This is a genomic window from Enterobacter sp. ECC-019, assembly GCF_043974075.1.
Taxonomy (GTDB): domain Bacteria; phylum Pseudomonadota; class Gammaproteobacteria; order Enterobacterales; family Enterobacteriaceae; genus Enterobacter; species Enterobacter asburiae_D.
The window spans coordinates 1,626,405-1,653,239 of sequence record NZ_CP143759.1 but is presented as its reverse complement, the minus strand read 5'-3'; the positions used below and the strand labels follow the sequence as shown (position 1 = coordinate 1,653,239).

Genomic DNA, 26,835 nt, shown 5'->3' with positions numbered 1-26,835 from the left:
CAATGCAAGCGATGCGACAATTCGTTATCATGCCCGCTGATTTAACGACAAGGCCGTGGAAATTATCATGCTGTGGTTCAAAAATTTGATGGTTTACCGTCTCAGCCGCGACGTTTCGCTGCGTGCAGAAGAGATGGAAAAACAGTTAGCCGCTTATACCTTTTCCCCTTGCGGTAGCCAGGATATGGCGAAAACCGGTTGGGTTCCGCCAATGGGTTCACAAAGCGATGCACTGACCCACGCCAGCAGCACGGGTCAAATCATCGTCTGCGCCCGTAAAGAAGAGAAAATCCTGCCGACACCCGTGGTTAAGCAGGCGCTCGAAGCGAAAATTTTCAAGCTGGAAGCCGAACAGGGCCGCAAGCTGAAAAAGACCGAGAAAGATTCGCTGAAAGACGAAGTGCTGCACTCCCTGCTGCCGCGCGCCTTCAGCCGCTTCAGCCAGACCATGATGTGGATCGACACCGTCAACGGGCTGATCATGGTGGACTGCGCCAGCGCCAAGAAAGCAGAAGATACGCTGGCCCTGCTGCGCAAAAGCATCGGATCTTTACCGGTCGTTCCGCTGGCGCTTGAAACGCCGATCGAGCTGACGCTGACCGAATGGGTCCGCAGCGGTGCTGCGGCACAGGGTTTCCAGATCCTTGATGAAGCCGAGCTGAAAGCCCTACTGGAAGATGGCGGCGTGATCCGCGCGAAGAAGCAGGATCTGGTGAGCGACGAGATCGCCGTACACATCGAAGCGGGTAAAGTGGTCACTAAACTGGCGCTCGACTGGCAGCAGCGTATTCAGTTCGTGATGTGCGACGACGGCTCCGTGAAGCGTCTGAAGTTCTGCGACGAGCTGCGCGATCAGAACGAAGATATCGACAGGGAAGATTACGCCCAGCGCTTTGACGCGGACTTCATCCTGATGACCGGCGAGCTGGCCGCGTTGATTCAGAATCTGGTGGAAGGTCTCGGCGGCGAAGCGCAGAGATAACAGACAAAACGTAGGCCGGGTAAGCGTTAGCGCCACCCGGCTTATTTTTTTATTTCAGGTAGCGGCACAGATAAGAGGTAGGTTCAGCCACCTGCAAATGAAATTCGCTGTGGCCAGGGACGTTGAAAGCTTGTCCGGCAGCGTAAACTTTCCATTCCGTTTCACCCGGCAGTAAGACGTTCAGCGCGCCGCTGACGACCGTCATTTCTTCAGCTTCCGCCGTGCCAAAGGTGTATTCCCCTTCAGCCATCACGCCGACACTGGCGCGGCCAGTGCTGCTGCTGGTAAAACCAATGGATTTCACTTTACCGGAAAAGTATTCGTTACTTTGAAGCATGAACTGGCCCTTATATTTATAGATAAAAATTCACTATAGGGGCCATGCTCATCACCTGTCACGCAAAATCATTACATGAGGAGTTCCGACGCCAGACGCGCCATCAGAACGTTGGATAACAGCACGGGCACATCCAGCGCTTTTTGCAGCAAGTCACGATGATGCTGATGGAAACCCAGGCAGTCCAGGATCAACACATCTGCCCCTCTCTCAAGCAGTTCCTTCCCGGCAGCAATGAGCTTGGCCTCACTGTCCCAAAACGGATTTGCCAGCGCATACAAGGGCACTTTTTCCAGCACGTGCCATTTTGCCTCCTGGTTATCCATGAGTTCCTCAATGGGAACAATCACCCCCACCTGATGACCGTCAACGATAGAGGCCACCAGCGGTGGAATGATCCGCATCGGCTCCAGCAAAATAGCATTACGCGCCGTAAGCCCCTTAATGGGTGCGGTACTCATCAGCAAAATAACGTCGTAACCTTGATTATCGAGCACTTCTATCACGCTCTGCAGCGAGCGCTCGATTTTCTGGCGTGAAACGTGCGCCAGTTTACCGTCACTTAATAACGTCGCCAGGGGATCCTCCCCCGCCTCGACAGCGTAGTCTTCCATGACCTCTTCCCGACTTATCTTCCCCAGCAGACTGAGATGCGTTATCTGTTGTTCAGATACATGCTCGGTTAAGAGCGGTAACACTTCGCTTACAGGGACCACACCAATGGTGAGGATCGCCAACGTTGCCTTCATTTTTATCGCCTTCCATTACTCCAACATCGTGTATACAGGTACAGGCTCACTACGCTGTACAGTTCGTTTTTTAAACAAAACAGGACCAAGCGTAGCAGGTGATCCCAACATCGAAATGTAAAGATCGCCTGCCGATACCGGAGTTACTTGTAATAACTAAATATTAACTCCTGCTTAACTTTCCCGATGAGTAAAAAGTGTGATTCAGGCACGATATTGGAGCGTTTAGGAAAACATTCAGGTTTTATCGGGATCTTCGTAGCGCCGTTTCGCGTCCAGCGCTTCCTGTTCAGTCTCATGTTCACTGATCAGCGAGTCCGGTTTGGGATGATCGGCACGCAGTTGATACCAGGTCACGGTATGACCCGTATGGCCTTTTTCAACGGTAACAATGCGCGCTTCACGCGGATAGGGAGGTCTGGTTGGCATAGCTCATCCTTTTTTTATGTCTGAGCTATAAGTATAGACGCCGGTTAGCTGGCACAAGCCAAACGCAGGGCGGTAATAATCTGAATCACAACGTCTTCGGGAGACGCTGACGCATCCACCACGTGGTGAGCCGCTTCGCGGTATAACGCATCGCGTTCGGCCAGCACTTCACTCACCTCTTCGTTGAGCGGCCTGGAGGTCAGCGCGGGGCGTTGCCCCTCTTCCGGAAACGCTTCCAGACGCCCTACCAGAGCCGACACCGGCGCGCTGAGATAAATCACAATTCCCTTTTCGCGCATAAAGCGGCGATTACACTCCGCCAGAACAATGCCACCACCGGTCGCGATCACGGCAGACGGGGTAGTGACCGCTTTCAGCGCGGCGGTTTCGCGTGCGCGAAAGCTCTCCCATCCCTCTTGCTCAACGATCTCAGCGATGGTTTTTCCGGCCTCGATTTGCAGCCAGTGGTCGGTATCAACAAACTGGCGATGACACACGCGTGCCAGCTCCAGGCCAACGGTGGTTTTCCCACAGCCGCGCGGGCCGACTAAAAAGATGGGTTGGGTCATGCCAGGTGTTCCCCTTGATGCCGAATGGCTGAAGAGTGTAAAGAAATAATTGCAGAAGATGTTGCGATTACTTTACTGCAAAGCGGTACGGGATGACAACCCTGTGGAGGCCACACTGTACCACAAATTGACAATAATTATCATTACGCTGTGCGGCGCTTCACTTCCAGCAGCCATTTATCCAGCTCGGCAGCGAACTGCTGACGGTCGCGCTGGGACAGGCTGTCCGGTCCACCGGTCTGCACGCCGCTGGCCCGCATCGTATCCATAAAATCGCGCATGGTGAGCTTTTCCCGAATGGTCGAAGGCGAGTAACGCTCCCCGCGCGGATTGAGCGCCGCCGCCCCTTTCTCCAGCACTTCAGCGGCCAGCGGAATATCCGCCGTGATCACCAGATCTTCCGCGCTGCACAGACGAACAATTTCGTTATCCGCCACGTCGAACCCGGCAGGCACGCGCAAAGAGCGGATGAACCGCGAAGGTGGTACGCGAATATTCTGGTTCGCCACCAGCGTCAGCGGCATCTGAACGCGCTCGGCGGCGCGAAATAAAATTTCTTTAATCACATTCGGACACGCGTCCGCATCAACCCAAATCGCCATATTGTCTCCCCATAATGACTCTGTCGACTATTGTCGCCTGCATTTCGTTGTTAAGCTATCAATCAGAGAAAACAACGCATAATGACGGAGAATCGTGATGGACAAGAAAATCGGGTTTATCGGCTGCGGTAACATGGGCAAAGCCATCCTGGGCGGTCTGATCGCCAGCGGGCAGGTGCTGCCGGGTCAGATTTGGGTCTATACCCCGTCACCGGACAAGGTCACCGCGTTGCGCGATCAATACGGGATCAACGCTGCCGAAAGCGCGCAGGAAGTGGCCCAGGTCGCCGATATCGTCTTTGGCGCCGTCAAGCCAAACATCATGATCAAAGTGCTGAGCGATATCACCTCCAGCCTGAATAAAGAGACGCTGGTCGTGTCGATTGCCGCGGGCGTCACGCTAGATCAGCTGGCGCGTGCGCTGGGTCACGATCGTAAAATCGTCCGCGCGATGCCGAACACACCGTCGCTGGTCAACGCCGGCATGACCTCCGTCACGCCTAACGCGCTGGTGACCACAGAAGAAGTGGCCGATGTGCTGAACATTTTCCGCTGCTTCGGTGAAGCTGAAGTAATTGCCGAATCGATGATCCATCCGGTGGTTGGCGTGAGTGGTTCAGCCCCTGCCTATGTTTTCATGTTTTTAGAAGCGATGGCCGACGCCGCCGTGCTTGGCGGAATGCCGCGCGCGCAGGCGTATAAATTCGCCGCGCAGGCCGTCATGGGCTCCGCCAAAATGGTGCTGGAAACCGGCAAACACCCGGGTGAACTGAAAGATATGGTCTGCTCCCCGGGCGGTACCACCATCGAAGCGGTGCGGGTGCTGGAAGAGCGCGGGTTCCGCTCGGCGGTCATTGAAGCGATGGCAAAATGCATGGAAAAATCAGAGAAGCTGAGTAAATCCTGATCCTCTCCGTCGGGCGTCAGGCCGCCACTTCGGTGCGGCCGCGCCCGGCATTTTTCGCCTTGTACAGCGCCACGTCAGCCGCCTTCAGCCATTCCCGATAGTGTCCAAACTGCGGTCCCCAGGGGGCAACACCGACGCTGATGCGCAGCGCTTCTTTTGGCGCGCACGGTAACGTCAGGTTTTCCAGCCGCTCATGCAACCGTGACATCACGGCGATGGCGCTTTCCGCCGCTGTCTGCGACATGATCACCGCAAACTCATCCCCACCAAACCGGCCGATCGCATCGCCTGACCGTACTGACCGCTGGAGTTGACGCGTAATAGCGATGATCGCCTCGTCGCCCACGTCGTGCCCCCAGGTGTCGTTGATGTTTTTAAAGTGGTCGATATCAATCAGCAATATCGTGGCGGTGCTATGGTCGCGCCGACAATGCTCAAATTCATTTCGCAGCAGCATTTCCCAGTGTCGGCGGTTAAAGACCCCGGTCATGCCGTCGCGGGTGCTCATCATTTCCAGCCGCCGCTTATGCTCCGCAAGCCTGACGGCGGTGCGGTGGCTGAGCCAGGCAAACAGCATGGGATAAAGCATGAGTACGGGCAGCGTTAGGCTCCACTCTACGGGGTCGGGGTTGAAGACGGCCACCTTCCCGACGAGTGGCAGGGTCACCAGCGCGGAGAGCAGCGTCAATGCGATCCCGGGGATAAACAGACGACAGCCCCCGGAACCCATCATATTCATCCCCACCATCATCACCAGCGCTGCCGTGGGTAACGCATTCATCCCCATCACGCCGATCCAGAGCCCGGCAATAATGGCATCGATTTTAAGATTGAAAATTTCCTGCTGATGAGGTGAAGCGGCACGGCAGGATAGCTGCCAGGCGAAATGGGGCCAGACGAACGACCACCCCACCAGTAAAAGCCACCAGCCTCCGGGTAAAAAATGGGTGACCAGCATCCCCGCAACCGGGAAAAACATCGCCGCCAGCCCGACGGCGCGCGCCAGCCTAACTCGGCGGGCAAACTGAATGCCGGCACGGTGAGGGTCATCCTGAGAAAGGGTTAAATTCCACTCTTCCCGAATGCGCTTTTTGTTGTAATACGTTTCATCATTCATCATTTTTGGGAATATTCTGAAACAATTTCCCAAATTATAGAGAGGGGGTCTGCGGGGAAAGTATGAAATTTCGGGTGAGCCGCCGAAGCCGCTCACCCGTTAGAACTACACTTTTTTCTTCAGGCAGGCACTCATGAACTTGCTGCGATCGTCCCCTTTCAGGGACTGCTCGGTTGCTTTCGCATTACACTCGCGCATTTTTTGTTGCTGCGGGGTCAGGCTTTTTTCAGCGGGTTTCGAGGCGCCATTTTTGAGGCAGTCACTCATGTAGGTCTTGCGAGCATCTCCCTTCAGACTCTGAGACGTGGCCTGCTGATTACAGGTGGTCATACGCTGTTGTTGAGGCGTCAACGTTTTCTCTTCCGCGTTCGCCGAAGCGACCAGGAACAGGCCAGAGAGCAGAGTAACCAGTAATGTTGTTTTCATTGCACCATCCTTTTGTGAACATTCCCTGTAAGTCTGGTTCGAGACAGGAAAAAAACCAGCCGACAGATGTGATTTCCGCCGGGATTTTATCATTTAAGACCCAGCGCCGCCTTCATGGTGTAGAACAGATCCGTTTGATCGGTCAGGCCTACCACGTTTGCCGCGTGCGGGCCATAGGCTGCAATGCGCAGCTGGGTGCCCGTGTGCTCCATGGACTCTTCCTCAGAGTTGCCGTAGCTCAGCACCATAACGGCACCATCTTTGGTGTTCAGCGCCTGCGTCAGGCCCGGGGCTTTGGTATCTGGCGGAATGATCTGGCTGGCGTGCGCATGATCCGCGGTGACAACCACCAGGGTGTTGCCGTCTTTTTTTGCGAACTCAAGCGCCTTCTGCACCGCTTCGTCCAGATCGACGGTTTCGCCAATCTGGCCGCACGGATTCGCGGCATGATCCTGTTTATCGATCGATGCGCCTTCTATCTGCAGGAAGAACCCTTTTTCGCTCTTGCTCAGCAGAGAGATGGCTTTATCGGTCATCGCCGCCAGGGTCGGTATGCTGTCCGTACGTTTTGGGTTTGGCGTACAGGTCACGGCAGGCTTATCGATATTGCCGTGATATGAGGCTTTTGGGCCTTCCCAGCGCACGGGCATGTTGCCGTCAGAGAATAACCCCAGCAGCGGTTTGTCCTGGTTCGCGTCGGTAATTGCTGCCAGCGAACTGGCGTCACTCACCAGCTGATAGCCGCGAGCCTGCGCCTGCTCGCGCAGCGTTTTGCCCTGCCACTCGCCGGCCGTCGCGGTTTCCGCGAAGGTTTTCGCGCCGCCGCCCAGGGTCACGTCAGGACGCGCATTCAGCAGCTGTTCCGTAATCGAGCCTTTGCCGCCTTTTTCCAGCGCGTTCGTTGGGCATTTTTCGCTGGTCACTGACGGGCCGTAGCATTTACGCGAGGTCACGTGCGCCACCAGCGCCGCGGGCGTCGCATCCTGAAGTTCAGCGGTGGAGACGTTGCCGGTCGCCAGACCCGCCGCTTTTGCCATCTCGAGAAGGGTTTGATGATCTTTTTCGTGAATATCCACCCCCAGCGCGCCATTATAGGTTTTCACGCCGGTGGACCACGCCGTGGCAGAGGCCGCGGAGTCCGTTACGTAATCCGGTTTACCGGTTTTTTTATCCAGCGCGTAATGGGTATATTGTCCGGTCAGCGGTAATGCGTCGATGCCTTTAAAAAATCCGCCCGCACCCTCGGCGTAATTTCGCGCCGCCGTGATTTCGGAATCGCCCATTCCATCGCCAATAAGCAGAATAATATTTTTCGCCGGCTTATCATTCAGCGAAGCGCGAATAGCGGCAGTTTGATCTTCTGATAAACGGCGTGCGCCGCCAGGCTGGGTGATATCCCCTTTTGCCGCACGATTATCCAGCACGCTGGTTTGGGCAGTATCGGCATAAATGGCAGGGGTAATTAACAGGGGAAGTAATGCGATGAAAAGTGCGCTCTGTTTCAATTTATTTTCTCCATGTACAAATACATAAAAATAAAAACAGAGCGACTATAGGCATACTGCATGACAATTCTATGACACGTCGTTACGTCCTGTGACGGTTTAGCTGCGCGGATGCCTTAACAGCTTCTTTACGTACTGGTGGAGCATCTCGGCATCCTCAACCGGAACCTGCGATTCAGGCCTGACGCTGTCCAGCGCGCCTTCCACGCTCTCAATCAACGCCTGTTGATCGGTTTTCGCCATTTGTCGCAGCAGCGCGGTGACCACAATTTCCAGCGCTTCGACCTGAGCAACCAGCTCTTTTGACTCTTCTTCCTTTTGTGCCAGCTTGACCAGCAATTCAGCAATGAGATTTTTCATCGTGCCAGTTCCTTTTTCAGTTTTGTCTGAAGTTAGCATTCTGAATCCATAATGCAAAGAGAAGAAGTTTATTAGGGTATGCAAAAGTGATGCAGGAATGAAAATAAAAGGCCGTCGCGGTGAGCGAAACGTTTTTCTATAAAAAAACGCCGCATTTCGTTATATAAAAATGCGGCTACTATAAGAATATTTAATACATCAGCGAAACGATTATCTCGACGATTTCGCTTCCGCCATTTGTCTGCGGCGACGCAGCGCAATAGCCAGCTGGATAATATTGATTAAAACGACAATCGCCGTGGCCGCAAATACCCAACGAAAACCGGCCATCGCGGAAACGGATGCGCCAATAAGCGGACCGGCAACATTCCCCAGATACATAAATGACTGGTTATAGCCAAAGATACGCCCCGTCACCTGGTCGCTGGAATATTTAACCAGCAGGGTCTGTACCGCAGGCAACATTGCGCCATCAGCAAACCCGAGCAGAAATCGCAATACGCCAAGCTGAAGCGGAGAGGTAACAAACGACATCGCGAAGAAGAGCACGACCGCAAAGATCAGCGTCGCCATCAGGATGCGCGCCGTGCCGATCCTGTCACCCAGTTTTCCCAGACGCGGCGCGGAAATCAGGGCGGATACGCCCGGCACAGCGGCAATCATGCCGCTCAGAAAAGCGATATTTGTGCTATCCGGCTCCATCGACTTGATAAACAGCGCCAGAATCGGACCGACCGAACCGTTACAGAGCTGGATAACCATAGTAGTCACAAACAGGCTGATCATCAGTCCCGGATAGGGCAGCGAGGCGAAGACGGCCTTGCCGCTCAGGCGTTCAGATTTACTGATAACCGGGCGGCCCCCCTCTTTGATAAGAAAGAGCGTGACCAGAAAACTGACCACCAGCAGGATCGCGGTAATGATAAATACCGCGCGCAGCCCGACGTGGTCCGCCAGAAAGCCACCCAGCAGCGGACCGCCGATGACGCCGCTGATCTGAGCCGTGGAGAGCGTACTCAGCGCCCAGCCACTACGCTCACGCGGCACCTGGGAGGCGACCAGCGCCATGGCATTTGGAATGTACCCGGACGTCAGCCCCATCACCGCGCGCAGGAAAAACAGCTGCCAGACGTTGGTGGCGAAGGCCTGCAGCAGAATGGCAATTGCCATCCCGAGCGAGGCGCGCAGCAGCATCAGTTTTCGGCCTTTCCGATCCGCCAGGCTGCCCCACATCGGTGACACAATGGCGGAGACCAGAAACGTGACGCTGAACGTCAGGCCGGACCACATGGAGAGCGCTTCATGCGAGTTCACCCCCAACTGCGAGACGTACAGCGGCAGGAACGGCAGGATCTGGCTGATGGCCAGCCCGGTGAAGAAGCAGCCGAACCAGACCGAGATGAGATTAACTTTCCAGGATTCCATAAAGAAATAGTCTTCATTTTTAGGCAAATTCGCCTACAGATTAGCAAGTTACGCGTTTTGACGTCGCACCAGAGATGCGGCCTGACTGACTTTGGTGTTTTATCTTCCCAGTCATCATATTTGTGAAATAAGTCACAATTCATCCATTTTCTGGCGGAATATTATGCTTCACCGACAGAGTCCGAAACCGCGCATTCCCAGATGAAAATGGTTGGCATGCGCCGCGTTATACTCCGGCCCCAGGCCGTTTCCGTAGTAGCCGCAGCTTGCCGCCAGCATTGCCTTCAGCCATGTCTGCGTTGTTGCCATCTTCCAGCCGTTCAGCACCGTGACGCGTTCCCCGTTCGCCAGACGAAAAGCGGCGATATCCAGCGCCTCAGCCGTGGCATGTTCACTGCGTCGCGCGTCAGGGCGGTGGTAAATATTGCGGCAGGCAAAGCTGCCGAGATGATCGATGCGCGCCAGGTCGCTGCCCGTATAGCGTTTTGTCAGCGGCCGGGCCTGCTGGCTGACAAACAGCGCAGAGCTGAGCGCCAGCGGACAGCTGGCAAGAAAACTGCTGTTCAGGCCGACCGGGCCGAAGTCGCGCACGCGCACCACGTTGTTAAGCGGACACGCGCCGCCGCTGTCTGCCACCGGCTGGGTGCGGATGAGATCTCTTTGGTTAGCCAGTGAAAGCAGGCTCGCGCACGCCTCGGGGGTTAAGCGCCGAAGTTTATACTGGGTGATTCGGCCCGGCGGGTCGTCAAGCGTCAGCGGCATAAAAGGGTTGTAGTAAGGCGGCAACCAGCGATAACCCACCGTTGCAACGGCCACAATGATGAAAACGGTCAGCAGCGTTTTTCCTTTCACTCTCCCCCCTCAACATTCCCCAAAACATTATGGCAGAAGGCCGCGAAACCCGCCGGGCATCGTGGTATGTTATTGGCTTTTCGTCAGACTGGAAGAGAGTGAGATGGCTAAGCAGCGCGTAGGTATTGTCTTTGGGGGAAAATCAGCTGAGCACGAAGTGTCATTGCAATCGGCCAAAAATATCGTTGATGCGATCGATAAAAGCCGCTTCGACGTGGTGCTGCTGGGCATTGATAAACAGGGCCAGTGGCACGTTAACGATGCCAGCCAGTATCTGCTGAATGCTCACGATCCGGCACACATCGCCCTTAATCCTTCAGAAGTGAGCGTCGCCACCGTACCCGGCGTCGTGAAGGGGCAGCTCATCGACGCCGGCAACGCGCAGGCACTCGCCCAGATCGACGTTGTCTTCCCCATCGTTCACGGCACTCTGGGGGAAGATGGTTCCCTGCAGGGAATGCTGCGCATGGCCAACCTGCCGTTCGTCGGCTCGGACGTCCTCGGCTCTGCCGCGTGCATGGACAAAGACGTCACCAAACGCCTGCTGCGCGATGCCGGGCTGAACATTGCGCCATTCGTAACCCTCACCCGCGCCAACCGCGACAAGCATAGCTTTGCGCAAATTAGCGGAGAGCTGGGTCTGCCGCTGTTTGTGAAGCCGGCAAACCAGGGCTCCTCCGTGGGCGTCAGCAAGGTCACCAGCGAAGCAGAGTTCACGCAGGCCGTCCGTCTGGCGTTTGAGTTCGACCATAAAGTGGTGGTTGAGCAGGGTATTAAAGGCCGTGAAATTGAGTGCGCCGTGCTGGGCAACGATTTCCCACAGGCGAGCACCTGCGGCGAAGTGGTCTTAAACAGCGACTTCTACTCTTACGACACCAAATACATTGATGACAAAGGCGCGCAGGTTGTCGTTCCTGCGGATATCGATCCGGCGATTAACGATAAGATCCGGGCGATCGCCATTCGCGCTTATCAGACGCTCGGCTGCTGCGGCATGGCGCGCGTGGATGTGTTCCTGACGCCGGAAAACGAGGTGGTGATCAATGAAATCAACACGCTGCCGGGGTTCACTAACATCAGCATGTATCCGAAACTGTGGCAGGCCAGCGGCCTGAGCTACCCGGAATTGATCACCCGCCTGATCGAACTGGCGCTGGAGCGCCACGCCGCCGACAGCGCGCTTAAAAGTTCCGTAAACGGTTAATCGGCGCGCTTCGCCTCATCCGCTGTCGTCTCTTCAGGGCGACGGCGGATAATCAACCCCGCCAGCCAGAAACTTATCACCCAGGTCACCAGCCCGACGGCATAGGTTTGCCATCCTTTTGCTTCAAACCCCAGCAGGCCCACGACACCGTTAAGAATAAAGATCAGCCCGATTGCAAAGGCATAGTAGTGCCAGTCACGGCGTAGTTTGGACGTGAGCTTCATAACAACTCCGGCAGGAAAAAAAAGATATCCTCTCACAGTTTTTCGGCCAGGTCTGTGGCAGATACGGAAATTCTGAAACGCGACGCAATTTCACTTAAGTGATGAAATTGTGATGTGCTGCAGAAATCGACAATCCAGGAGGATTCCGGCGCGGAAATTACCACGATTCTGATATTGACAAATGCGATGACCTGTCAAACTCACCCCGTAAGACGCGTATTAAAACAGAGTGATACCACGGGAGGTCAATATGGCTGACTTTACATTGTCGAAACCGATTTTTGGCGGCAAACCAAAAACCTCCACGGCGGGTAATATTGCTTATGCCCTGTTTGTCCTGTTCTGCTTCTGGGCCGGTTCCCAACTGCTCAATATGCTGGTCCATGCGCCAGGCGTTTATGAACACCTGATGCAGGTACAGGATAACGGACGCCCGCGAGTTGAGATTGGCTTTGGTGTCAGCACCCTGTTTGGCCTGATTCCCTTCCTCGCGGGATGTATGATTCTGGGGGTTGTGGCGTTAGTGTTGCGCTTTCGCCGTCGCCGTTAAAGCCCCATACAGCGAGCCCGGCGATCGTCCACGCGTTTTGCGAACCATGCGGTGGTCAGGTTACGCGTGATCTTCGGGCTTTCCAGCTGGATCCCCGGCAGGATAGCCCTCGGTAACGTTTTCCCGCTTTTCTGCTCTGCAAGCGCAAACACCTTCTTGTACAGATCCGTTTTCTCAAATGCCAGGCTGTCGCCTTTCTCAAGCTGACGGCGAATGTCGCTGTTGCTCAAGCCAAGCGTGGTCGACAGTTTCCGTACTGCCAGCTCGGTGCTTCCCGCCTCGCTGCTGCCGTAAGCGATGAGATCGCCGTCCAGCGCCAGCTTGACGCCGCTTGCGCGACTGACCGCACTCTGGAATGCCGCATTACGGCTCGCATACCAGCCCGCGTTAAAGTCGGCAAAGCGGTACAGCGGCTCATCATAGTTCGCCGGATAGTTCAGCAGATGATACGTGCCGAACCACAGCCCACCGCGCAGGGAGAAGACCTCCTGACGCACCGTACCGTCGATTTTCCACGGGTAGCCGTCGGTATGCTTCTCCGCGAACGCGATGCTCACCTGCATCGGGCCACCGGTGTGTACCGGGTTCAGTGAACCAAACAGCTTCTGCCCCATCGGGACCATACTGATGAAATCATCAAAGATGGCGCTCAGCTGTTTTTCGGTTTTCACCGCATCCAGCCGTTCGCTGTAGCTTTTGCCGTTCGGTGAGGTGATTTTCAGCGCGGTATGCACGAGGAATACCGGGATATGCATGGATTCCGCGCGGCGGTCGATCTCTTTCCAGGCAATTTTGTTCAGACCCGGCACCACCGGGTCTGACTGGTACATTGACTCCTGCTGCGCCACCGCGAGCACCGAGCAGATATTCTCCTCGGTCGGCGCGATCTTTTGGCTTTCAAAGGTTTTTGCCAGCGCATCTGCCCACGCATTGCGATCCTTCACGCTGGCGGGCATTTTCTGCCGCACAACGCTCGCCACATCGACGGGCTTCTCCCCCTTTTTGAGCGGAGCAGCCCCTTTTTCGGCACAGCCTGCCAGCACAAGAGCGGCCAGCAAGGACAACGGTAACGCGCGCGGTACGGCAAAAGACATAGCAACTTCCTGTATTAGCTAAATGTGTTGGTGACTTCCTGCAGGTCACGATCGTCCAGCTCACGTTCAAAACTGCGTAAACGTTTATAGATAGACATCAGTTCTACCAGGGTGGTCCAGGAGCTGATCAGGTACTGGAACGACCCACGAACCTGACCGAAAACGTTGGTGATCTGCGTCATCAGACCGAGCGTAATCGTACCCGCAACAATCGACGGGAACAGCAGGAACAAACCGAAAACATTGTCCACCTGCAGATACAAAATACGGGCAATGTTGAAATACATATAGTGGAAGTAGAGTCGGAAGTAGTTACGACGCACGGCGCCAAACAGCTCGCGGACGGTCGGCGGTGATGCGCGGTTGGCATCATCTTCACCGTAAACCAGCTCTTTACGGTAAGCGGCTTCCACGCGTTGATTTTTAAACTCCAGGCCCGGCAGTTTGATCCCCACCACCGCCAGCAGGCCCGTACCCATCAGCGACCAGACGATCGCGGCAATCACCAGACCATACGGAAGATGGCCAACAATCGGCAGATCCGGCACGTGCACCGAGAGCGTTACCAGCACGGGCAGGAAGGCAATCAGCGTCATGATGGCGTTGATAAAGCTTACGCCCATGTCTTCAAGGGTGGAGGCAAAACGCATGGTGTCTTCCTGCACACGCTGCGCGGCGCCTTCGATATGGCGCAGGTGCTGCCAGTGCGCCATATAATGTTCGTTCATTGCGGTACGCCAGCGGAAAACGTAGTGGCTGACGAAGAAATTGTTCATCACGCCAACGAATACCGAAATAAGGGCGATACCGAGGAAGACGCCAACCTCATGGTAGAACTGGTTGATAGTCACTTTATGCGGCGAGCTCAGCGCGGTCTGGATCAAATCGTAGAACGGCGCATACCAGGCGTTGACCGCCACACCCACCTCCACGAGGAACCAGGTGACAAAGATAATCAGCGATGTGCCGAGGATCGACCAGTACTGCCACCGGTGCGGAGAATACATAAACCAGAACAGCGCAAACAGCCCAACGCACACCGTATAGTAGGCGTAAAACAGCAGGTAGCTGAGCGACCAGAAGCGCGCCGCGCTAATCGGCACCTCGCCCGTTGCTCCCGTGATGCGCGTCAGCCATGCGCCGCCGCCCGCCTGCCAGAAAATGACAGCGATGAGTGCCCAAATAAATGCCGACAGGAAAAAAGGCCCCGGCTTTGGGAAAAAAGACTTAAACATAATGCTTCCTTCTTGTTGTTATGGCTGTTGCTGTGCACAACACGTTACCACACGAAAAACCTGCCCGAGCCAGCCTCCCGGCCCGGGCAAAAAGGTCAGACCCGAGGGTTAATTATTAGTTCGCTTTCCAGTTTTCGAGAATTGTTTCGGTGCGTTTCACTGCGAGAGGATTCGCCGGCGCGATGAAGTTACGCCACACATCGTTGTGGTGGTTAATCACGATCTGCGCATCTGCCGCCGGGCGATTGGCGGTAGTATGGGCATCTTCCGCCACGGTGATGTGATAACCCCGGCTGACGCCGTTCTTAACCGTCGTATCGACGCAGTAATCGGTGGCGCAGCCGCAGATGACAAACTCGCGAATGCCCTGCTCACGCAGCAGCGCCTCAAGCGCGGTGTTATAGAAGGCATCGCAGGCGGTTTTGGTCACGTAAAGCGCGTCAGCAGGCTGATGGAGTTCAGGCAGCAGCGCAAACCCTTCACTTCCCTCTTCCAGGCCCCCGGCCTCGGTATGCTGAATAAAAATCACCTTGTCGGCTGCCTGCGTAAGCTGGTTGATCAGAGAGACACACTTTTCGCGCTGATGACGAGGGGTTTCAAATACCCCGTTCTGCATATCGACAACCATAACCACACGCTTCTCAGACATACCGTTCTCCGTAAGATTGAGTGACACTGGCGTCTATCATAAGCCCGATGTCACAAAATGGGAGATGGCTCGTAAGTAAATTGTTCATATTTACCCATGGTTACGTTTTTCTCGCTATCGTTATGCAATTCGGGGCATTGCGCGGTTCCGATTAGTAGTATAAATACCCATTACTTTCCTCATTCACTTCATGGATGCTTTCGTTGAAACGTTGTCTGCTCTCTTTTGCCGCGCTGTGTGCGGTGAGCTTTTCTACCGCCCAGGCAGCCCAACCGCTGACGGCACCCGTTTTAGCTTCAGATATTGCCGATCGCTACGCGAACCTTATCTATTACGGCAGCGGCGCGACCGGGATGGCGATGGTCGTCATCGACGGCAACCAGCGTGTGTTCCGCAGCTTTGGCGAAACGCGCCCAGGAAATAACGTTCACCCGCAGCTGGATTCCGTTATCCGCATCGCGTCCTTAACCAAGCTGATGACCAGCGAAATGCTGGTGAAACTGCTCGACCAGGGCGTGGTGAAGCTTGACGATCCGCTCAGCAAATACGCGCCTCCAGGCGCCCGGGTTCCAACCTGGCAGGGGACGCCGATCCGGCTTGTGAACCTTGCCACCCACACCAGCGCCCTGCCGCGTGAGCAGCCAGGCGGTGCGGCGCATCGTGACGTCTTTGTCTGGCCAACGCGCGACCAGCGCTGGAGCTACCTGAGTACCGCCACGCTGAAGGCGGAACCGGGCTCGCAGGCCTCTTATTCAAACCTGGCGTTTGACCTGCTGGCAGATGCCCTCTCAACGGCGGCGGGTAAACCCTACACGCAGCTATTTGAAGAGCAGATAACCCGTCCACTGGGTATGAAAGACACCACCTTTACCCCGTCCCCGGAGCAGTGCCGTCGCCTGATGGTGGCGGAGAAAGGCGCGAGCCCCTGTAATAACACGCTCGCGGCTGTGGGCAGCGGCGGAGTCTATTCCACGCCTGGCGATATGATGCGCTGGATGCAGCAGTTCCTTTCCTCAGATTTCTACGCTCGCACCAGCCAGGCCGATCGCATGCAGACCCTGATTTATCAGCGTACTCAGCTGCACCGCGTCATCGGGATGGACGTGCCGGGTAAAGCCGATGCGCTCGGCATGGGGTGGGTCTATATGGCGCCAAAAAATGGCCGTCCGGGCATTATTCAGAAAACCGGCGGTGGCGGTGGATTCATCACCTATATGGCCATGATCCCGCAGTCAAACGTGGGTGCATTTGTGGTGGTCACCCGCTCCCCGCATACGCGTTTCGTCAATATGAGTGACGGGATTAATAACCTGGTGGCAGAGCTGAGCGCCAATAAAGCCCAGGTGCTCACCGCGTCTAACTGATCTTAATATTCTGTGGGCAAGCGGTTGATGCTGACCAGCTTGCCCCGGCTCATATTGATGTAGTTACCTTGCCGCAGGGCAGCGAGAACCTCAGCAACCACTGAACGTGAAATACGCGTACTTTGTTGAATATGATTCATCACACCAATTTTTGAGCGCAGCGTTTCATCCCACTCCGCCATATTCAGCAGCATGGCGCGGATCTGATGATAGGAATTATTTCCCACCAGCTGCATATCGCGTTTCTCAAGAATGTAGTTTATCCAGGATAACCAACCGAAGGCCTCTTTCCATAGCGCGTTCTGTTGTATAAGTTGACAGGTGGTTTCAGTGGGCAAATAAAAGCCCGTGCAGGATGTTTTGGCTACCACTCTATATTCCTGACTATGATTAATCATCACGGTGGACAGCCCCAAAATAAAAGGCGCTGTTGCGATGCCCACAAGCAGTTCATCTGAACAACGATAGATTTCGATTATACCGGTTTGTAATACGGTCGTGCGGGGAGCATGACACTCACCTGATGTAATTAACTGTTGTGGAGCAGATTTAAAAGGGGTACTGGCTGATTTCAAACACTGTTCGAGCCGGCTTAATTCAGAAAGCGGTTTCGCATTAACCCTCATGCAGACCTCAAGGCATCCGTATTTGTCGGTTCAATATTATTTTTATTGCTGTATATAAAAAGCGGGGGATATGACTCCCCCTGCTTTATTCATTACCAGGTATATTTCACACCCAGATTTGCGCCCCAGTTCTGGTCAACGTCACCGCCGCCCAGATAAGTGGCATCAGTATACGCACTGAAGTTCTTCGTGAAGCTGAACTGGGTGCCCAGCCCTACCCGCACAGCGGAGCCTTTCACGCCGTTATCAATGCTGTCACCGTTAACGTCGGCATTGTTATCGGCATCGTCATAAACGTAGGCCAGTTTGAAGTAAGGCGTCAGAGCCTGATCGCCGCCGTAGTTGAAGGTGTAACCTGTATCAACACCGAGTTCATAACGCAGGCTATCGTAAGATTGCCCATCCATGCGCATGTCATTGCTGAGACGATAATCATCACCAGACTGGAACAGGCCAGACACGGCTGCGTATGGCGTGACATAGCCGGACAGGTTTGGTTTCCAGTCATAGCCCAGTTTCAGCCCAAAACCAACAGCGTCATTGGAGGTGTTGCCGTCAACATACTGACCGTTGCTCATGTTAGCAGAGAGATCGCTGTTGAAGCGGGTATAGCTCAGGGAGCTGTCGAGGAACAGATCGTTCATGAACTTCGCCGACGCGTAGATCATCGCCGTCTGGCTGTCCTGATCGACCTGACCGGTACGATCGCTGATATCACCCTTCGCGAAACCTGCCGCACCACCGACGATCCACTTCGCATTATTACCGTCAATCTGCGTATCCAGACCAACCATAATACCGCTCACATCCTGATCGTAGCTAATAACGCCATTGTCGCCGTCGAAGTTGCCACCGAAGTAGCTTACCCACGCTCCGCCGTTATCCGCCAGGCCGTGACGGCTGTTGGTCAGACGCGTACCTACGGAATCCTGCTGCAGATTCCAGATGTTGGTGTTGGCAGATGGGATGCTCAGCGCCATATTGGCGTAATCGGTCAGCTCAGCCTGCTGCAGGACAACGGAGTCCCCCTGCTGCTGCGCCTGGTAGGTGTAAGCACCTAAATCGGCTTTGTTTGCAGCAGTAAAGCTGGCTGCGGTATCCGTGTTGTTATCATAAACATGGATAATTTCTTTGTTTTTATAATCAGCAACGGAGCCTGCACCAGTCGCATCATCGATGCGAACTTTGTAATTACCGGCAACGTCACCGTTCACCGCCAGATGGCCGTCAGAATTCAGTGCGACAACGCCATAGTCGTAGTCCGCCTGATATGGATCGTTGGTGATATAGCGAGCATTGCTCAGATCGCTGTTAAGGACATAATCGCGGCTGGCAACGTTCAGTACGCCGCCGTCAGTCAGCACCATATCGTGCGTATCGATCTGGCCCAGACCCAGCGCTAGCTCCGCACCGTTATCCACGGTGATGGTGTTGGCATACAGTGCTGCCGTCTCTTCCGTTAGAGCTGCACGGCTATAGCTGTCCAGATACAGACTGTCCGTCGCGACAGCACCGCTGTCACCAATATTCAATGATGAGCCATTGGTCAGGGTGATGGTATCAGCCAGCAGGCCAGAGTTTTCAACATTGACCTGAGACTGGTTATTTACCGTCAGCGTGTCGATGTTAGAAAGCTTGCGGGTATCCCACTCAGAGCCGTTATCCAGCGCGATGTTAAACAGACCGCTCTGATATACTGCGCCACCTGCAACGTGGTCGTTGCTGTCATAGGTGGAATCCGGCCAAATGCTGTTAGGGGACAGAGTGTCCCAGTCTACGTTGCTGTAGCCCTGGCCATACATCTGCGCCGTGCCGATAGCCTCGACGCTCGACTGTGCTGCACCAACCCATTTACTGCCATTGGTCAGAGTGACGTCCAGCTTATCGGTGCCGTCCCAGCCATTGGTGGTTGGGTTATAGATTCCATCTTCAGTCGTATCGGTTGCCGGATCGCCATTCGGGTAGAAGTTGTTGTCGAAGGTACTGGAGAAAAGAATGTCGCCCGTAACGGTGGAGTGATCGAACGTGGCGGAAGTCTGCATCGCGTTATCCGACGCGCTAGCTGCCACAATCAGCGCCGCATCATCCGCCACTGTCGCGTTGGTTTCACCATAATCGCTCGGCTTCGCGGTCTGACCGTAGAATCCGCTAGTACCTAAATCGCTGTACGCACCGGAAGTCAGTACAGAATCTTTCACCAGTAGCGTGTCGGTAAAGACTTTGCTGCTGTTGGCTACGCCTTCAACACCGTCGTACGGGGTATTATCCAGTTCCTGATACCCCTGAGTCAGAGTAATACCCGCAACGTGGGAATTATTCTGGATAACGATATCCGATTCAACATCCAGGGTAATCGCATTACCCAGAGCATAAGTGTCCAGATAGTGCGTCTCTGTGCTCTGACCATTTACGACGTCATATGCGTAATGCTCATAGGTATCGTTGATCGTAGAGTTATCCACGGTCAGACTAAAACGATCGTACTGAGAATGGGTCGTGCCATCGGTATCTATACCATCAGCACACGAGGTGGTCATACATTCAGAAGTGATCATACCATTAATGGTACTGTTGGAAATGCTCAACGCATTCGCTCGGCCATTTACGCCATCATCCAGATAGTATGTTGAAATAACACCATTCACGATGGTTTTATTAATCACGGGATAAATATCACCATCATGGGTGGTATCTGAGTAATCCCAGTCAGCATAACCATAATACCATGGTGTGGAGGCAGTATTATCATATCCGAAGGTATTATATGTCGTACCGGAAATATCCTTCGCATTGGCCTGAGAAGCGATAGCCAGGGTGCAGGCTAATGCAAGTTGAGATACAACCAGTTTCTTTTTCCATGTTTGCATTGGGTCATCCCTCCTCAGGGACGTAAGCAAGTTTGTCCATCAATGAATTTGCAATATTTAATTGCGGAGGGAATTATGCAGTTTCATTTCGAAAAGGTTCAATGAATGTTTCCATTAAGTCCGTATTCAGACAAAAGCACATCCAGACCACAAAAGCATAAGGTGTCATATAATAAATATTATAAAAACAAAGCGTTAATACGCGTCCAAATCAATCGGGTAAACACCATAAGAAATAATAAATAGTTTTTAATTATACATTCATTTTCATATAGAAATAACGCGAATATTTCATTCTTCTTTCAGAGGTATACTGACCAGCATTATATATATTATTGATGACTGTCAAACTAATCTGCCGCATTTCGCAAAAGCAAAATGCCCACTTTAGTAAAACACCCGTCTTCACTTTGAGGTACACTAGGCCTCTTTGTTCCACAAACATCAGGCATACCATGACCGATTTAATTGCACGCCCACGCCGTCTGCGTAAGTCACCTGCACTGCGCGCTATGTTTGAAGAGACAACCCTGACCTTAAACGATCTGGTGTTGCCGATTTTTGTCGAAGAAGAGATCGATGACTACAAAGCCATCGAAGCTATGCCGGGCGTCATGCGCATTCCGGAGAAATATCTGGCGCGTGAGATTGAACGCATCGCCAACGCGGGGATCCGATCGGTGATGACCTTCGGCATCTCACACCATACCGACGCCACCGGCAGCGATGCGTGGAAAGAAGATGGTCTCGTCGCCCGCATGTCCCGCATCTGCAAAGAGACCGTGCCGGAAATGGTGGTGATGTCAGACACCTGCTTCTGCGAATACACCTCCCACGGCCACTGCGGCGTGCTGTGCGATCACGGCGTGGATAACGATGCCACCCTGCTGAACCTTGGCAAGCAGGCTGTAGTCGCTGCCGCTGCCGGTGCGGACTTCATCGCTCCCTCTGCGGCGATGGACGGACAGGTTCAGGCGATTCGTCAGGCGCTGGACGCGGCGGGCTTTACCGACACCGCCATCATGTCTTACTCCACCAAATTCGCCTCCTCCTTCTATGGCCCGTTCCGTGAAGCGGCGGGCACGGCGCTGAAAGGCGATCGTAAAACCTATCAGATGAACCCGCTTAACCGTCGGGAAGCGATTCGTGAATCCCTGCTTGATGAAGCCCAGGGCGCAGACTGCCTGATGGTGAAACCGGCTGGCGCGTATCTTGATATCCTGCGCGACATCCGCGAGCGCACCGAGCTGCCGCTGGGCGCTTACCAGGTCAGCGGCGAGTACGCGATGATCAAATTCGCCGCGCTGGCGGGTGCGATTGACGAAGAGAAAGTGGTCCTCGAAAGCCTTGGCGCGATCAAACGCGCGGGCGCGGACCTGATCTTCAGCTACTTCGCGCTGGATCTGGCCGAGAAGAAAATTCTGCGTTAATCCGCTTTTGCGCCGGGTGGCGGCGTCGCCTCACCCGGCCTGCTCTCTGCGCTAATCTTCACCAAACTGCAATACAACCGACATCTGCGCCTTCTACTGTCTTCGCAAGACGGCAGGAGGAGTAATCATGTTTAGCCTCGATAGCGTTCTCGACGATCTTTGGCCTCAGGCGAGGCCTGCACCCTGGCAAAAAAGTCTCTTAAAAAGACTGTTTTACGAAGACGAATTTCAGCAATTTGCCGCAGCCCACCGCCACCTGAAAGGACTGGATATGGTGGAGCAAGTTCTGGAACACCTTGATATTCTCTGCACCGTTTCCGCCCGCGATCTCGAACAAATCCCCGAACATGGCCCGCTGGTCATTATTGCTAACCACCCGACGGGCACGCTGGACGGGCTGGCGCTGATGTACGCCGTCTCCCGCGTGCGACGCGATGTGAAAGTCGTCACCAACCGGATGCTGACGCACCTTGAGCCCCTCAGTTCGCTGTTTATTCCGGTGGACAATATGGGCGGCAGGACGGCGAAATCGTCGCTGGTGCAGATGGAACAGCATCTGCAAAACGCGGGCGTGCTGATCTTCTTCCCGGCCGGAGAAGTTTCCCGCCCCACGCGCAAAGGCATTCGCGACAAAAAGTGGCACTCTGGCTTTATCAAACTCGCCAGCAAGCTGCGCGCCCCGCTGCTGCCGGTGCATATTCAGGCGCATAACAGCCTGCTCTTTTATGCCAGCACGCTAGTATCTCCGACTCTGTCGATGCTGCTGTTGATGCAGCAAATGTTCCGCCGCCGCCATAGTCAGCTGCCGATTAAAATCGGCCAGCAGATTGCGTGGCATCACTGGCATAGCGCCACCCTTTCGTCGCGTGAGATGGCCGAGCAGTGTCGTCAGCACGTGATGCGTCTTGGCAAGGGAGTGCCTGGCGTCTTTAAAACCCAGTGCGCCATTGCCCGCCCGGAAGACCGCGCCACCCTGAAACGCGCGCTGGCGCAGGCCGAATGTCTGGGCAATACCAGCGACGGTAAAACCATCTATCTTTGGCAGCGCAACGGTCAGGAAGACGCCCCGCTGCTGCGCGAGCTGGGCCGCCTGCGCGAGATTGCCTTTCGCGCGGTGGAGGAAGGAAGCGGCAAGCGTCGGGACACCGACTGCTACGATGATGATTATCTGCACCTGATCCTGTGGGATGATGAGGATCTGGAGATCGTCGGCGCGTACCGCTTTATGCCGACCGCCAGCCAGGTTGAACGTCGCGGTCTGGAGGGGTTGTACAGCTATAGCCTGTTCCACTACGACGACAAAATGCAGGACGTGCTGGAACACGGCATTGAGCTGGGGCGCAGCTTTATTCAGCCGCGCTACTGGGGACGCCGCGGCCTGGATTATTTATGGTCCGGCATTGGAGCTTACCTGGCCCGTTATCCGCACTATCGTTACCTGTTTGGCCCGGTCTCGATTTCCGGCGGCTTACCGCCTGCCGCGCGGGATCTGCTGGTGGCATTTTACCGTCTGTGGTTCCCGGCGACGCATCCGCTGGCCGCGTCACGTCAGCCGTATCCCGCATCGCTGCCGGACGTGCTCGCGCAGTTTGGCGGCGTGGATTACGTGGACGATCTGACGAAGCTGAAATCCCTGCTCGGCAATCTTGGCTGCGGCATTCCGCCGCTCTACAAGCAGTATTCCGAGCTGTGTGAACCCGGCGGCGTACAGTTTATTGATTTTGGCAGCGACCCGGCATTTAACGACTGCGTCGACGGGCTGGTGCTGGTGGATTTGTGTTACCTGAAGGCGAACCGCTATCAGCGGTATATTGAGGCGCACCTTTAACCCCGTTGCCCGGTGGCGCTACGCTTACCGGGCCTACAATGGAACGTAGGCCGGGTAAGGCAACGCCGCCACCCGGCAATCAAGGCGCACGGTAAAACGGCTTATCCCCCAAAATCGTCGCCCGCTGCATAATCCTGCGCTGCGGAAGATAGTCCGCATTGGCATAGTGCTGCGTTACCCGGTTATCCCAGATCGCCAGGTCGTTCTCCTGCCAGCGCCAGCGCACCTGAAACTCCGGCTTGGTGATATGCGCGAAGAGGAACCCCAGCAGCGCCTCACTCTCTTTCTCGGATACGTCCACGATGCGCGTTGTGAACCCTTCGTTCACAAACAGCGCCTGCTTGCCCGTGACCGGATGGGTACGCACCACCGGGTGCAGCAGCGGAGGATGCTTCGCTACCGCCTCCTGCCAACGCTGATGTTCCTCTTCCGTTTTACGGTACTTGTACTCCTGGAACGATTTTTTGAAGTCGTGCTCCGCCCGCAACCCGCTTAGCAGCGTCCGGAACGGCGCGGAGAGCGCCTCATACGCCGCAATCCCACTGGTCCACAGCGTATCGCCGCCGGTTTCCGGCAGCAGCTTCGCCGCCAGAATCGCCCCGGCGGGCGGCGTCTCGATAAAGGTCACATCGGTATGCCAGTTGTCGTTATCCGGCGGGTTATCGTTGTGGGTGTCGAGGACGATAATCTCCTCCACGCCCTCCGCATGCGGATAGACCGGGTGAATGTGCAGGTCGCCAAAACGCAGGGCCAGCGCGCGCTGCTGCTGCGGGGTAATCGCCTGTTCGCGCAGGAACACCACCTGATGGCGCAGCACCGCGTGGTACAGCTGCTCAAACTGGTTATCGCTCAGCGGACGGGTCACATCCAGGCCCGACACCTGCGCGCCAATGTACGGCCCCAGCGGGGTAATGGTCAGACGTTCACTCATTGTATTTCTCCATGCCAGGGCGTCAGGCGGCGCTGTAACGCGCGCAGCCCCAGTTCTAATCCAAAGGCGATCGCGGCGATCACCGCGATCCCTGCCAGCACCACGTCAGTCGCCAGGAACTCTCCCGCCGACTGCACCATAAACCCAAGGCCGCGCGTGGCTGCAATCAGCTCTGCCGCCACCAGCGTGGACCAGCCTACACCGAGGCCGATGCGCAGCCCGGTTAAAATCTCCGGCAGCGCGCCCGGTAAAATCACGAACAGCAGAACCTGCGTACGGCTGGCTCCCAGCGACTGCGCCGCGCGGATCCGCACCTGCTGGGCGCTCTTCACGCCCGCCAGCGCCGACATGGCAACCGGGGCGAAAATCGCCAAATAAATCAGCAGGATTTTTGACGTTTCACCGATGCCGAACCAGATCACCATCAGCGGCAGATAGGCCAGCGGCGGCACCGGACGGTAAAGCTCAATCAGCGGGTCGAGGATGCCGCGCACCGTCGGGCTTAAGCCCATCGCGATCCCAACCGGAATACCGATAATCACCGCCGCCAGCAGCGCCACCAGAATACGCGCCAGACTTGCGCCTAAGTGCTGCCAGAGCGTGGCATCCATAAAGCCCTGCGGCCCGGCGATGGTAATGAGTTTGGCCAGCACCTGTCCCGGCGGCGGCAGAAACAGCGGGCTGACCCACTGCTGGGCAGCAACCGCCCACCACACCGCCAGCAGCACCAGCAGCGTACCGACGCTCAACGTGATTTGGCGCGAGAAAGGCCAGCGCAGCGACAGACGCGTGCGGCGCGTTTTTTCACTGAAGACGATGCTCATGAGAAAGCCTCCCGTTGTTCAAACACGCGGCTTAAGACGTATTCACGCTGTTCGATAAACAGCGGATCGGATTTGATGCTGCGCACGGGTTCTCCCGCGACGTAGCGGCGGGCGAAATCCAGCGGCAAACGCTCCAGCACGCGGCCCGGCCCGGGCGAGAGCAGCACCAGCTCCGTCGCCATAAACACCGCCTCTTCGATATCGTGGGTAATTAGCAGCACCTGCTTGCCCGTCTCATGCCACAGGCGCAGCAGCAGAGTTTGCATCTGCTCGCGGGTGAAGGCGTCGAGCGCCCCGAACGGCTCGTCAAGCAGCAACAGCTGCGGATTCGCGGCCAGCGCGCGGGCAATCCCCACGCGCTGTCGCTGGCCGCCGGAAAGCTGCCAGATAAAGCGTTTTTCCGCCCCTTCCAGCCCCACTTTTTTCAGCATCGTTCGTGCCGTTTCCAGCCGCTGTTCGCGGTTGATGCCCGCAAGCTGTAGCCCAAACGCCACGTTTTCCTGCACGTTGCGCCAGGGAAGCAATCCTTCGTTCTGGAAGACCACGCCGCGCTCGGCACCCGGGCCTTCCACCTTTTTGCCTTCCAGTTGAATGGTGCCATGCTGATAAGGGACAAACCCGGCGATCAGATTCAGCAGCGTGGTTTTTCCGCACCCGGACGGGCCCAGCACTACCAGCAGTTCACCGCTGTCCAGCGTCAGGTTGATGTCCTCCAGCGCGGGCTTACCACCGTAATCGGCGTACAGGTTCGTAATATTCAGCATGGCGGACTCCTTATTTCACAAAACGATCGGTCACGTACTGGCTGTAATCCGCTGCCACCGCAGGCACTTTGCCCTGCTCTTTCAGGAAGGTGGCGGTATCCACAATCGCTTTGTTCACCGGCCCGGTCAGTTGCTGCACCTGCTGCGCGGGCGTCAGATAGGTATTGCCTTTCACCAGCCCCGGCACGTCTGCTTCCGGCACGCCGCTCAGGCGGGAGAGTTTTTCCAGGTTGGCGGGCTGCTTCAGCCATTCATCCGGATTGCTGATGTACGGCTGCTGGGCGTCAATCGCGCTTTTGGCGAAGGCTTTCACCACCTCAGGATGTTTCTCGGCGAAGTCTTTGCGCACTACCCACACGTCGAGGGTTGGCGCGCCCCACTGGCCCACTTTTTCAGAGTCGGTCAGCACGGTGCCGTCTTTTTCCAGTTCGTTCACTGCCGGTGCCCACACATAGGCCCCGTCAATATCCCCGCGCTGCCAGGCCGCGATAATCGCCGGCGGCTGCAGGTTGATAATTTGTACCTGACCCGGCTTGATGCCCCAGTGCTTGAGCGCCGCCAGCAGGCTGTAGTGGGTAGTGGAGATGAACGGCACGGCGATGCGTTTGCCGATCAGGTCTTCCGGTTTGGTGATGTTCTTCTTCACCACCAGCGCTTCGGAGTTACCGAGCTGCGAGGCGAGCAGGAAAACCTCGATCGGAACCTGCTGGCTGGCCGCAACCGCCAGCGGGCTGGAGCCGATATTGCCGATCTGCACGTCGCCGGAGGCTAACGCACGCACGACGGACGCCCCGCTGTCGAACTTGCGCCAGTCGACTTTTGCGCCGCTCTCTTTGGCAAAGGTGTTGTCCGCCTGCGCGACTTTCGCCGGTTCCGCAGAGGTTTGATACGCGACGGTGACGTCCACCGCCTGCGCCTGAAATGCCCACAGCGCCAGTGCGCCGAGAAGTGTGATTCGCGATGAAATTGCCATAGTGCCTGCTCC

Annotated in this window: 28 protein-coding genes; 7 read left to right on the top strand and 21 right to left on the bottom strand. The window is 55.6% G+C overall.

The features are described 5' to 3' along the window. The first annotated feature begins 67 nt into the window (after window positions 1-67). Entirely contained in the window at window positions 68-982 is a 915-nt protein-coding gene (gene rdgC, locus V1566_RS07725) for a recombination-associated protein RdgC (protein ID WP_023310540.1), read from the top strand. A 49-nt stretch (window positions 983-1,031) separates the two neighbouring features. On the opposite strand, the gene ppnP is transcribed toward rdgC, so the two are convergent. The 5 genes from ppnP to V1566_RS07700 form a co-directional block, all read right to left on the bottom strand. After that, the gene (gene ppnP / locus V1566_RS07720) at window positions 1,032-1,319 is read right to left on the bottom strand and encodes a pyrimidine/purine nucleoside phosphorylase (RefSeq protein WP_025756214.1); all 288 of its coding nucleotides are present in this window, start codon (window positions 1,317-1,319) and stop codon (window positions 1,032-1,034) included. A gap of 71 nt (window positions 1,320-1,390) precedes the next feature. Continuing rightward, window positions 1,391-2,068: an AroM family protein gene (locus V1566_RS07715; RefSeq protein ID WP_395305511.1), complete on the bottom strand. Its 678-nt coding sequence runs from the start codon at window positions 2,066-2,068 to the stop codon at window positions 1,391-1,393. A 237-nt stretch (window positions 2,069-2,305) separates the two neighbouring features. Beyond that, a complete protein-coding gene (gene yaiA, locus V1566_RS07710; RefSeq protein WP_032661588.1) occupies window positions 2,306-2,497 on the bottom strand; it encodes a protein YaiA in 192 nt (63 codons plus the stop codon). Between the two features lie 44 nt (window positions 2,498-2,541). Next, window positions 2,542-3,066, bottom strand: coding sequence for a shikimate kinase AroL (gene aroL, locus V1566_RS07705; protein ID WP_395305510.1), 525 nt, complete (start codon window positions 3,064-3,066; stop codon window positions 2,542-2,544). Between the two features lie 143 nt (window positions 3,067-3,209). After that, window positions 3,210-3,668: a YaiI/YqxD family protein gene (locus V1566_RS07700; RefSeq protein WP_010428006.1), complete on the bottom strand. Its 459-nt coding sequence runs from the start codon at window positions 3,666-3,668 to the stop codon at window positions 3,210-3,212. A 97-nt stretch (window positions 3,669-3,765) separates the two neighbouring features. Between V1566_RS07700 and proC the strand changes: the two genes are divergently transcribed. Next, window positions 3,766-4,575, top strand: coding sequence for a pyrroline-5-carboxylate reductase (gene proC / locus V1566_RS07695; protein WP_395305509.1), 810 nt, complete (start codon window positions 3,766-3,768; stop codon window positions 4,573-4,575). A gap of 16 nt (window positions 4,576-4,591) precedes the next feature. Here the strand turns inward: proC and adrA are convergent, their stop codons facing one another. The 6 genes from adrA to V1566_RS07665 form a co-directional block, all read right to left on the bottom strand. Next, window positions 4,592-5,695, bottom strand: coding sequence for a diguanylate cyclase AdrA (adrA, locus tag V1566_RS07690; protein WP_395305508.1), 1,104 nt, complete (start codon window positions 5,693-5,695; stop codon window positions 4,592-4,594). 102 nt (window positions 5,696-5,797) lie between these two features. Continuing rightward, window positions 5,798-6,118, bottom strand: a complete 321-nt coding sequence (gene psiF / locus V1566_RS07685) for a phosphate starvation-inducible protein PsiF (protein ID WP_008503278.1) — start codon at window positions 6,116-6,118, stop codon at window positions 5,798-5,800. A gap of 89 nt (window positions 6,119-6,207) precedes the next feature. After that, complete coding sequence (gene phoA, locus V1566_RS07680) at window positions 6,208-7,623, bottom strand: alkaline phosphatase (protein WP_395305507.1); 1,416 nt, start codon at window positions 7,621-7,623, stop codon at window positions 6,208-6,210. Between the two features lie 99 nt (window positions 7,624-7,722). After that, entirely contained in the window at window positions 7,723-7,983 is a 261-nt protein-coding gene (gene iraP, locus V1566_RS07675) for an anti-adapter protein IraP (RefSeq protein WP_024906786.1), read from the bottom strand. 210 nt (window positions 7,984-8,193) lie between these two features. Then, the gene (locus V1566_RS07670) at window positions 8,194-9,408 is read right to left on the bottom strand and encodes a multidrug efflux MFS transporter (protein WP_395305506.1); all 1,215 of its coding nucleotides are present in this window, start codon (window positions 9,406-9,408) and stop codon (window positions 8,194-8,196) included. A 168-nt stretch (window positions 9,409-9,576) separates the two neighbouring features. Further along, the gene (locus V1566_RS07665; RefSeq protein ID WP_395305505.1) at window positions 9,577-10,260 is read right to left on the bottom strand and encodes an extensin family protein; all 684 of its coding nucleotides are present in this window, start codon (window positions 10,258-10,260) and stop codon (window positions 9,577-9,579) included. Between the two features lie 103 nt (window positions 10,261-10,363). Here V1566_RS07665 and ddlA point away from each other — a divergent pair, with 103 nt between their 5' ends. Continuing rightward, entirely contained in the window at window positions 10,364-11,464 is a 1,101-nt protein-coding gene (gene ddlA / locus V1566_RS07660; protein ID WP_029739746.1) for a D-alanine--D-alanine ligase, read from the top strand. On the opposite strand, the gene V1566_RS07655 is transcribed toward ddlA, so the two are convergent. Beyond that, entirely contained in the window at window positions 11,461-11,688 is a 228-nt protein-coding gene (locus V1566_RS07655) for a DUF2754 domain-containing protein (RefSeq protein WP_033144741.1), read from the bottom strand. The two genes, ddlA and V1566_RS07655, sit on opposite strands and share 4 nt — an antisense overlap. A gap of 250 nt (window positions 11,689-11,938) precedes the next feature. On the opposite strand from V1566_RS07655, the gene V1566_RS07650 reads away from it, so the two are divergent. Continuing rightward, window positions 11,939-12,238 carry a DUF2755 family protein gene (locus V1566_RS07650; protein ID WP_008503287.1) on the top strand — a complete coding sequence of 100 codons (300 nt, stop codon included), beginning with the start codon at window positions 11,939-11,941 and terminating at the stop codon, window positions 12,236-12,238. Here the strand turns inward: V1566_RS07650 and V1566_RS07645 are convergent. The 3 genes from V1566_RS07645 to V1566_RS07635 all read right to left on the bottom strand — a co-directional run bounded on the left by V1566_RS07645 (window position 12,235) and on the right by V1566_RS07635 (window position 15,216). Beyond that, a complete protein-coding gene (locus V1566_RS07645; RefSeq protein ID WP_395305504.1) occupies window positions 12,235-13,332 on the bottom strand; it encodes a DUF1615 domain-containing protein in 1,098 nt (365 codons plus the stop codon). The two genes, V1566_RS07650 and V1566_RS07645, sit on opposite strands and share 4 nt — an antisense overlap. A gap of 14 nt (window positions 13,333-13,346) precedes the next feature. Then, the gene (gene sbmA, locus V1566_RS07640) at window positions 13,347-14,567 is read right to left on the bottom strand and encodes a peptide antibiotic transporter SbmA (RefSeq protein WP_395305503.1); all 1,221 of its coding nucleotides are present in this window, start codon (window positions 14,565-14,567) and stop codon (window positions 13,347-13,349) included. 115 nt (window positions 14,568-14,682) lie between these two features. Beyond that, window positions 14,683-15,216, bottom strand: a complete 534-nt coding sequence (locus V1566_RS07635) for an isochorismatase family protein (RefSeq protein ID WP_395305502.1) — start codon at window positions 15,214-15,216, stop codon at window positions 14,683-14,685. A 203-nt stretch (window positions 15,217-15,419) separates the two neighbouring features. Between V1566_RS07635 and ampH the strand changes: the two genes are divergently transcribed. Continuing rightward, a complete protein-coding gene (gene ampH / locus V1566_RS07630) occupies window positions 15,420-16,580 on the top strand; it encodes a D-alanyl-D-alanine-carboxypeptidase/endopeptidase AmpH (RefSeq protein ID WP_395305501.1) in 1,161 nt (386 codons plus the stop codon). 2 nt (window positions 16,581-16,582) lie between these two features. Here the strand turns inward: ampH and V1566_RS07625 are convergent, their stop codons facing one another. Together V1566_RS07625 and V1566_RS07620 are read right to left on the bottom strand one after the other, a co-directional pair. Next, on the bottom strand, window positions 16,583-17,206 hold the full coding sequence (locus V1566_RS07625; protein WP_395305500.1) for a helix-turn-helix domain-containing protein: 624 nt from the start codon (window positions 17,204-17,206) through the stop codon (window positions 16,583-16,585). Window positions 17,207-17,298: 92 nt separating this feature from the next. Continuing rightward, entirely contained in the window at window positions 17,299-20,073 is a 2,775-nt protein-coding gene (locus V1566_RS07620; RefSeq protein ID WP_395305499.1) for an autotransporter outer membrane beta-barrel domain-containing protein, read from the bottom strand. A gap of 455 nt (window positions 20,074-20,528) precedes the next feature. On the opposite strand from V1566_RS07620, the gene hemB reads away from it, so the two are divergent. Further along, the gene (gene hemB, locus V1566_RS07615) at window positions 20,529-21,503 is read left to right on the top strand and encodes a porphobilinogen synthase (RefSeq protein WP_028017695.1); all 975 of its coding nucleotides are present in this window, start codon (window positions 20,529-20,531) and stop codon (window positions 21,501-21,503) included. 127 nt (window positions 21,504-21,630) lie between these two features. Beyond that, window positions 21,631-23,331 carry a lysophospholipid acyltransferase family protein gene (locus V1566_RS07610; protein WP_395305498.1) on the top strand — a complete coding sequence of 567 codons (1,701 nt, stop codon included), beginning with the start codon at window positions 21,631-21,633 and terminating at the stop codon, window positions 23,329-23,331. 79 nt (window positions 23,332-23,410) lie between these two features. Here V1566_RS07610 and tauD read toward each other — a convergent pair whose 3' ends face one another. The 4 genes from tauD to tauA are packed head-to-tail and all read right to left on the bottom strand — an operon-like array spanning window position 23,411 to window position 26,823. Then, window positions 23,411-24,262: a taurine dioxygenase gene (gene tauD / locus V1566_RS07605; protein WP_032661615.1), complete on the bottom strand. Its 852-nt coding sequence runs from the start codon at window positions 24,260-24,262 to the stop codon at window positions 23,411-23,413. Next, entirely contained in the window at window positions 24,259-25,086 is an 828-nt protein-coding gene (tauC, locus tag V1566_RS07600; protein ID WP_395305497.1) for a taurine ABC transporter permease TauC, read from the bottom strand. Before tauC ends, tauD begins: the two co-directional genes overlap by 4 nt. Then, window positions 25,083-25,850 (bottom strand): taurine ABC transporter ATP-binding subunit, encoded by a 768-nt coding sequence (gene tauB, locus V1566_RS07595; protein ID WP_029739736.1) that lies wholly within the window; start codon window positions 25,848-25,850, stop codon window positions 25,083-25,085. Before tauB ends, tauC begins: the two co-directional genes overlap by 4 nt. Before the next feature lie 10 nt (window positions 25,851-25,860). Next, window positions 25,861-26,823, bottom strand: a complete 963-nt coding sequence (gene tauA, locus V1566_RS07590; protein ID WP_023293188.1) for a taurine ABC transporter substrate-binding protein — start codon at window positions 26,821-26,823, stop codon at window positions 25,861-25,863. Between the last annotated feature and the right edge of the window lie 12 nt (window positions 26,824-26,835).